Raw genomic sequence first — 8,256 nt, 5'->3', positions numbered from 1 at the left:
TCGGCGTGCTGGTGCGCGAGCTGGCCGCGCTCTACGAGGCCCTTCGTCAGCGCGCGCCGTCCCCGCTGCCGGAGCTGCCGGTGCAGTACGCGGACTACGCCGTCTGGCAGCGCCAGTGGCTGGCGGGCGACACGCTCCGGGCCCAGCTCGACTGGTGGAAGCTGCTGCTCGCCGGTGCACCCCAGTCGCTGGAGGTGCCCACCGACAAGCCCAGGCCGGCAACGCTGTCGCACGCGGGAGCCTCGGTGCCCATGCACCTGCCGCTCGCACTGACGGAAGCCGCGGAGGCACTGGCGCAACGCGAGGGCGCCACGCCCTACATGCTGCTGCTGGCTGCGTTCCAGGCCGTGCTCCAGCGCTACTCGGGTCAGGACGACGTGCTGGTGGGCTCGCCCATCGCGGGCCGGCGCCATGCGAGCACGGAGGGCCTCATCGGCTTCTTCGTCAACACGCTGGTGCTGCGCGCGCGCTTCACGTCGGCACTCACCTTCCGTGAGCTGCTGGCCCAGGTGCGCGACACCACGCTGGGCGCGTACGAGCACCAGGACGTGCCCTTCGAGAAGCTGGTGGAGGAGCTGCACCCGTCGAGAGACCTGGGCCGCACGCCGCTGTTCCAGGTGCTCTTCGTCCTGCAGAACACGCCAGACGCGGGACTGTCACTGCCCGAGCTGACGCTGCGAGGCGTGGATGTGGAGTCCACGGTCAGCCGCTTCGAGCTGGAGCTCGGCCTCACGCGGGCGCCGGATGGCTACCGCGGCGGGCTCATCTTCAGCACCGAGCTGTTCGAGCCCTCCACGGCCGTGCTCCTCGCCGCCCGGCTCCAGCTCTTGCTGGAAGGCGCCCTGGCCACACCGGATGCCCCGCTGACCGCGCTGCCCTTGCAGATGGCGGAGGAGCGCCAGCAGGTGCTCGTGGAGTGGAATGGAGCCGCCGCCGACTTCCAGCGCGACGGCTGCTTCCACACCCTCTTCGAGCAGCAGGCACGTCGTACGCCGCACGCCCCCGCCGTCGTGCTGGGGGACTCGGCGCTCTCGTATGCGCGACTCAATGCTCGCGCCAACCAGCTCGCCGCGCACCTGCGCTCGCTGGGGGTGGGGCCCGACGTCACGGTGGGCTTGTGTCTGGAGCGCACGCCGGACGCCATCGTCGCCCTGCTGGCGGTGCACAAGGCAGGTGGGGCCTACGTGCCCATCGACCCGGCTGCGCCCGCGCAGCGCAAGTCGTTCGTGCTCCAGGACTGCGGCGCCTCCGTGCTGCTCACCGTGCAGGCCCTGGCCGACGCGTGGCGACCCCAGGTCCGTCACCTGCTCTGCCTCGACACCGAGGCGGCGCGACTGGCGGCCCTGCCGGAGAGTGATGTCCCGTCGTCGGTGCGCGCGGAGAACCTCGCGTACGTCATCTACACGTCAGGCAGCACGGGCACTCCGAAGGGCGTCATGGTGCAGCACCGCTCGGTGCTCCACCTGCACGAGGCCACGGCGCGGACGCTCTACGCGGGCCAGCCGCGAGGGCTGCGGGTCAGCCTCAACGCGCCGCTCTTCTTCGACGTGTCCGTGGAGCAGCTCATCCACCTGGCCGATGGGCACTGCCTGTGCCTGTTGCCGGAGGACACGCGCAAGGACCCGGAGGAGATGCTGGCGTGGCTGGAGGCGCAGCGGGTGGACGTGCTCGACTGCACGCCCGCGCAGCTCCACCTGCTGCTCCAGGCCGGACTGCTGGAGCGCACCCATGTGCCGCGCCTGGTGGTCTGCGCGGGTGAGGCCATGGACCTGTCCCTCTGGCAGGCCCTGTCGCGCACCCGCCGCACGCGCGCCGTCAACGCGTACGGCCCGACGGAGGGCACCGTGTACGCCACGACGTGGTGCGTGCAGGACTCGTCCGTGCAGGTGCCCGTCATCGGCCAGCCGCTGCCCAACACCCGGGCCTACGTCCTGGATGCACAGCTGCGGCCCACGCCGGTGGGAGTGCCGGGAGAGCTGTACCTCGCGGGCGAAGGCGTGGCGCGCGGCTACCTGGGCCGCCCGGAGCTCACCGCGGAGCGCTTCGTCCCAGACCCGTTCAGCACCGAGCCCGGTCTGCGGCTGTACCGCACCGGCGACAAGGCCCGCTGGAGGCAGGACGGGACGCTGGAGTACCTCGGCCGCCTGGACTTCCAGGTGAAGGTGCGCGGCTACCGCATCGAGCTGGGCGAGGTGGAGTCCGCCCTGCGCACGCACCCGGCCGTGAAGGACGCCGTGGTGCTGGCGAGGGAGGATGTTCCCGGCGACAAGCGCCTGGTCGCGTACGTGGCGCCCACGGAGGTGGACACCGCCAGCCTGCGTAGCCACCTGCGCCAGCACCTGCCCGAGTACATGGTGCCCGTCGCCTTCGTGCCGCTGTCCACCCTGCCCCTGACGGCCAACGGCAAGGTGGACCGGAGGGCTCTGCCGGCACCGCAGGCCATCGACACGCCCACGGCGGCCCATGTGGCGCCCAGGGATGCGCTGGAACTGGTGCTGGCCCGCACGTGGGAGCAGGTGCTTGGCATCCAGCCCGTGGGAGTGCGCGCGAACTTCTTCGAGCTGGGAGGCCACTCGCTGCTGGCCGTGCGCCTCATGGCGGCCATGCGCGAGGCCACGGGACGCCAGCTCCCGCTGGCCGCGCTCTTCCAGGCACCCACCGTGGAGCAGCTCGCGACGCTGCTGCGCGCTGGCGGCCTGGAGACGTCCTCGCCGCTGGTGCCGTTCGGAACGCCTGGCACCGGAGGCACGGCGCCGTTCTTCTGCGTCCACCCGGTGGGAGGCAACGTGCTCGCCTACGCCGAGCTGGCGCGGCTCCTCGGCCCGGACCAGCCCTTCTACGGCCTGCAGGCCCGTGGCCTGGACGGCGTCACTCCGCCCGCGGAGTCCGTGGAGGAAATGGCCGCCGGGTACGTGAAGGCCATTCGCTCCGTGCAGCCGTCCGGGCCCTACCGGTTGGGAGGCTGGTCGATGGGCGGCGTCATCGCCTACGAGATGGCACGACAACTCCGGGTGAGCGGCGAGCAGGTGGCGTTGGTGACGCTGATCGACTCCTACGTCCCGGCGGTGTCCGTGGCGACGGAGCCCGAGCCCGACCGGCTCCAGCTCGCGCTCCTGTTCGCGCGTGACCTGATGGGCGCGTCACTGGCGGACCTGCCCCTGGACCTGGAGTCGCTCACGGGCCTGGAGCCGGACGCGCTGCTGGAACGGCTGCTCCAGCTTGCAGCGAGCGCGGGAGCCCTGCCGCCCGGCATGGACACCGACCACGTGCGCGCCCTGTTCCGCGTGTTCGAGGCCAACCTGCGTGCCTCTCGGCGCTACCAGGCCATGCCCACCGAGGGCCGCGTGGTGCTGTTCAAGGCGAAGGACGACGCGGAGGGTCTGCCGGGCGACGGAGGCTGGTCGGCACTGGTGGGTGACGCGCTGGAGCGGCACCTGCTGCCCGGCGACCACTACAGCCTGCTCCGTGCGCCGGGAGTGAGTGAGCTCGCGGAGCGGCTGCGCGAAGCCCTCAAGACGGCGCGCTGACCGTTCACCCGGGGGGCTGCTTCGCCCAGGAGCAGCCTCCCGGACATTCCCGCCCACGTCGCTTCCGTCCCGGCCCCTCCCCTGTGACATCGTCCGGTCCATGAGTCAGGACAAGAGACGAGCGATGGGCGAAGCGTCACGGCCGTACGTCATCTGCCACATGGTGCCCGCGGTGGACGGTCGCATCGTGACCAGACACTGGGACCTTTCGAGCACCAGCACGGCCGAATATGAGCGCACGGCCAAGACCTTCGGTGCGGAGGCGTGGATCATCGGCCGGGTCTCCATGGAGCCCTACGCCGGCAAGGCGAGAGTCCCGAAGCGCAAGAGCCGTGAGCCGATTCCCCGGAAGGACTTCATCGCGAACCGCGAGGCCGGGCACTACGCCATCGCGCTCGACCCGTCCGGCAAGCTCACCTGGAAGTCGAGCTCCATCGACGAGGAGCACGTCATCACGGTCCTGAGCGAGCAGGTCTCGGACGACTACCTCGCCTTCCTCCAGGAGAAGGGCGTCTCCTATCTGTTCGGAGGCAAGAAGGATCTGAATCTGAAGCGGGTGCTCCAGAAGCTCGCCCGGGAGTTCGGCATCAAGAAGCTGCTGCTCGAAGGAGGCGGGAAGATCAACGGCTCCTTCCTGGCCGCGGACCTGATTGATGAGCTGAGCCTGCTGCTCGCTCCCGTCGCGGACGGAAGCATCGGCACCCCGTCACTGTTCGACGCCAGGGAGGGCCGAGGCCCGGCGCGCAAGCTCGAGCTGCTGTCGGCCCGGAAGCGCAAGGAGGACCTCATCTGGCTGCGGTACAAGGTGAAGCGCTGAGGTAGCGCTCCATCGAGGCGCCTCGTCGCGGCTCACCACCAGGTGAAGAGCACCTCGACGCCCAGGGAGGTCTCCTTGAAGAACTTGGGCGTTCCGTGGTGGACCTCTCCCCCCTGGAACCTGAGCAGGTACAGGGGCATCGCCAGCCGCAGGCCCACCTTCTCCATGAGGTCCACGCCGAGCCGTGCCTCCAGGACGTTGAACGCGAGCGCCTCGGGATCGCGCAGGTAGCCACCGGAAGTCCCAAGCCCCATCCGCAGCCGGACGAAAGGGCCGGCCTGGAGCCACTTCACCCGCCCCGAGAAGCCATCCATGTCGGAGACCCAGTCCGCGTAGGCCCCGAGAGAAACCCAGCGCCAGCGCGTCTTGTTGGGAGTGAGCTGGTCCATGTCCCTCACGCCGAACCCGGACAGCTCGCCACCCAGCCGCAGCTCGCTGCGGTCGTACACGCCCTCCTCGGGCCGGTGCTCGAAGGCCACGACGGGCGCTTCCAGTCCCAGCCCCAGGCCGCGCTGGCGGCTCAGGCCCAGGGTGACGGCATGCCGCGGAGGCGAGTACGTCAGCCAGTCATCCAGGAACGCGGCGCCGGCTGGGCGCAGGGCCACCCTCAACCCGCCCTTCTGATTCGAGACCAGGTCGTGGAAGGCCTTGCCGATGCGATCGCGGGCCCGCATCAGGTCGTTCCGCGTCCCGGATGCCAGGGTCTCCCCCATGACGCCGGTGCTGTAGCGATACCCCGCGTCGCCGAGCGCTCCGAGGAGGTCGTCGACGTCCGCCTGCCTCAGCGTCTCCTGTTGCGCGCGCGCCGTCAGGGCGTCCATCGCCTGGCGGAGCCTCGTGAGCTGCTCCCCGTCCTTCGCGCCGTCGCAGGCACCTCCGGTCATGCACTGGAAGCCCTGAGAGGAGATGCCGAGGACCGCGAGGACCCGCAGCTCCCGGGTCCGCACGGGCTCGTCCGGGACGCGGGGCACCAGGGTCTCCACGACGCGCGTCGACGTGAGCTGCGTGGACAGGAAGCGAATGGCGTCCTGCATGCCGCGATAGAAGTCATGCTCGCGGAAGCGCTGGTCGAAGAACCCCATCATCGCGAACTGGTACTCCGAGGGGAGCACGGAGCTGCGCCGCGGAATCTTGACGCGCCCGGAGAGATTCGTGTCGTGCTCCAGGGTGTCGAGCACGACGCTGTCCCGCGCCGCGTTCATCAGCGTGCCCAGGTGCTGGAAGTAGGTCTCCTCCAGCGGGCTGAGCGAGCCCTCGGGCGGAGCCGGGGGCTTCGCCCACTTCCAGTCGACGACGTCCTGGTCCAGGTACACGACGGGGAAGCGGGAGCGATTGAAGCCCGTCTCCGCGCCTTCGACCCACCGCTCCCCGAGCCGCACCGCCAGGTCGAGCGGGTTGTTGTTGAGGAAGCCGCCATCCACCAACCGCAGGGCCTGGAGCGGGCCCCACTGGTCCTCGTCGAAGAACGACACGGACACGGGCACGGGTGGGAAGGCCAGCGGGAAGGCGCCCGAGGCCTGCGGGGTGAGCAGCAGGTTCTTGAGGGATACCGGCTGACCGCCCTCCAGCCGCTCCGGCCGCTCGCCAAGCGCGGGGTAGTGGTGCGACTCCATCGGGTCTATCGCGATGTAGGGCGGGCTGGCGCCCGGTGCCCCTTCGCCCAGGTACGGCGTCCGGGCCATGAGCGTCCCGTCCTGCTGCGTCGACACCTGGACGACGAGCTTCTCGGTGACACGCTTGAGCTGCGCCCTGGAGTCGGGGCCTCCCCCTCCGAAGGGGACGTCCCGCCCGCGCAGGTTGGTCACGGTGATGCCGAAGGCGAAGGAACAGTCCTTCCGGAAGCGGGGCATCGCCGCCTGCGCCTCGATGAGGGCGAGCGTCTGCTGCATGTGGGGCGCGCTGAAGAGGTGGTCGTCCCGGTCCCGGTCCTCCCTGGGCAGCAGCGCGTCCAGGTCCAGTTCGTCCACCCAGACGGTCCAGAACAGGCTCTGCTCGGGGGACCAGGTGTCCTGCTCGAACGCCGGATCGCATGAGGCGAGCCCGCCCAGCAGTGCATTCACCGCGCCGGCGGAAGCGCCCGTCCACACCCGGGGCATCGGGTCGTCCACGCGGGCGTCCCGGCGTGCGACGCTCCAGAACCGCACGAGCGTGGAGATGAACCCCGCCTGGTAGGCCCCCAGGCTGATGCCGCCGCTGACGACGATGGCCGGAGCGCTCTGCTCCGTCGCGGTGGCAAGCGCGCGCGCCGCGCCCGTGTCCGCGACGTTGCCGGGTGGGAACTCCGTGCCCATGTACACCCGCCGCACGTCCTCCGGGGGAAGGCCCCCGTCGGCCGCGGAGCCGGCATCCGGCGCCTGTGCGGACGCGGACACCGCGAACAGGAGGACGACGGCACACGCAAGAAGGTTGGCTCGTGGCATCAGCCCGAGCCTTGCCTGTCCCCCTGACACCCGCAACCCGGGGATGGGTGGACGCGAAGGAGACGCGCACCACCTTCTTTGACAGGCACCACCTCACTCCTAGTGTGGGTCCGCCCCGGACCGAATCCGGGGCGACTCACACCCCAGGAGGGGGACCATGCAGACGAAGACGATGAAGCAGTGGATGGCCGCGGCAGCAGTCGGAGTGGTGTTGGCGGGTCCGGTGGCGCTCGCCGGTGATCGAATCGTGCTGCCCGTGGTCATCAACACCGTGGCACGCAAGGCGGAGGGTGCCATCGGCAGCGCGCGCAACAGCGCGGACGTCCTGCAGTACATCGGCTGCTCCATCTCCGCGACGACCGTGGGCACGTCCATCAACTGCGTGGCCCGCAACTCGGCGGGCACGCAGGTGTCGTGTTCGAGCACGTCGCCGAACCTCGTCACCGCGGCGCTGTCCATCCAGACGGACGACTTCCTGCGCTTCGACTACGACGCCGCGGGACAGTGCACCGCCGTCACCCTGCACAAGTACTCGTTCTACGAGCCCAAGGCGCCCTGACAGGGACCGCGGTCCAAGCCCCGCAACGAAGAGGGCCTCGCTCCCCTCGAAACAGACGTTCCGAGGATGCGAGGCCCTTGATGCCGGCGGCAACGACAGCGGGGTTGGCGACTACGTCTTCTGCAGCTCGCGCACGGGCTCGGACGAGGAGACCTTCTCCGGAGCCGCGCTCACGGATGGGACTTCGAACAGGGGCTCGTTCTTGCCCGTTGCGGAGTTCCGCAGGGGCGCGGCCACCGTCTCCTGGACGCGGGCGGGCACGGCGACGGGGTCCACCGCCGGGGTGCCGAGAGTCCTGGCGCGCAGGGCCGCCTGACGCTTGCGGCGCCACAGGAAGTAGCCGATGCCGCCCACCGCCAGCACCGCCATGACGACGTACTGACCTTCCTTGAAGGTGTCGATGAGGCTGTCGAGCTCGCTGCCGAAGTGGAAGCCGAGCCAGACGAACACGGGCGCGGACAGCAGCGCGGCCAGGCCGTCCCAGAAGATGAAGCGCCAGTAGGACATGCCCACGGAGCCGGCGGTGAAGTACGTCACCGCGCGCACGCCGGGCATGAAGCGGGCGATGCAGACAATCTTCTGCCCGTGCTTCTCGAACAGCCCTTCCACCCGGGCGCGTTTCTCGGGCGTGACGATGCGGGCGAAGAAGCCCCCAGCCTTGCCCTCGTCGCGGCCCAGCTTCCCGCCCAGCCGACGGCCGGCGAAGAAGATGAGGCTGTCACCGACGAGGATGCCGGCGAAGCCCACCGCCATCATCACCGGCAGGCTGGCGGCACCCTTGTGCGCCAGGAAGCCTCCCAGGATGAGCGAGATGTCCTCGGGAAGAGGAACGCCCAGGCCACAGGCCACCAGGATGCCGAAGACGGTGGCGTAGGCGATGAAGCCCTGTGCATCGCCGAGCAGGTTGGTGAGGAGTTCTTGCACGCGTTGTCC

Annotated in this window: 5 protein-coding genes; 3 read left to right on the top strand and 2 right to left on the bottom strand. The window is 70.1% G+C overall.

Annotation, left to right across the window (positions count from 1 at the left end):
* Together G4D85_RS33910 and G4D85_RS33905 are read left to right on the top strand one after the other, a co-directional pair.
* Positions 1-3,527, top strand: a 3,527-nt coding sequence (locus G4D85_RS33910) for a non-ribosomal peptide synthetase (RefSeq protein WP_164018210.1), incomplete at its 5' end; no start/stop codon positions are given.
* A gap of 124 nt (positions 3,528-3,651) precedes the next feature.
* Positions 3,652-4,344, top strand: a complete 693-nt coding sequence (locus tag G4D85_RS33905; RefSeq protein ID WP_164018228.1) for a RibD family protein — start codon at positions 3,652-3,654, stop codon at positions 4,342-4,344.
* A gap of 32 nt (positions 4,345-4,376) precedes the next feature.
* On the opposite strand, the gene G4D85_RS33900 is transcribed toward G4D85_RS33905, so the two are convergent.
* The gene (locus G4D85_RS33900; RefSeq protein WP_164018209.1) at positions 4,377-6,764 is read right to left on the bottom strand and encodes a patatin-like phospholipase family protein; all 2,388 of its coding nucleotides are present in this window, start codon (positions 6,762-6,764) and stop codon (positions 4,377-4,379) included.
* A 157-nt stretch (positions 6,765-6,921) separates the two neighbouring features.
* Between G4D85_RS33900 and G4D85_RS33895 the strand changes: the two genes are divergently transcribed.
* Positions 6,922-7,323, top strand: coding sequence for a hypothetical protein (locus G4D85_RS33895; RefSeq protein WP_164018208.1), 402 nt, complete (start codon positions 6,922-6,924; stop codon positions 7,321-7,323).
* Positions 7,324-7,434: 111 nt separating this feature from the next.
* On the opposite strand, the gene G4D85_RS33890 is transcribed toward G4D85_RS33895, so the two are convergent.
* On the bottom strand, positions 7,435-8,247 hold the full coding sequence (locus G4D85_RS33890) for a DedA family protein (protein WP_164018207.1): 813 nt from the start codon (positions 8,245-8,247) through the stop codon (positions 7,435-7,437).
* Positions 8,248-8,256 lie beyond the last annotated feature (9 nt).

Source organism: Pyxidicoccus trucidator, assembly GCF_010894435.1.
GTDB lineage: Bacteria > Myxococcota > Myxococcia > Myxococcales > Myxococcaceae > Myxococcus > Myxococcus trucidator.
The sequence above is the reverse complement of the archived record's forward strand: the minus strand, read 5'-3'. Positions and strand labels throughout refer to the sequence as shown.

Excerpts from the sequence above, each read along its gene's own strand:
- G4D85_RS33895 (WP_164018208.1), top strand. The coding sequence starts at position 6,922 with ATGCAGACGAAGACGATGAAGCAGTGGATGGCCGCGGCAGCAGTCGGA.
- G4D85_RS33900 (WP_164018209.1), bottom strand. The coding sequence starts at position 6,764 with ATGCCACGAGCCAACCTTCTTGCGTGTGCCGTCGTCCTCCTGTTCGCG.
- G4D85_RS33905 (WP_164018228.1), top strand. The coding sequence starts at position 3,652 with ATGGGCGAAGCGTCACGGCCGTACGTCATCTGCCACATGGTGCCCGCG.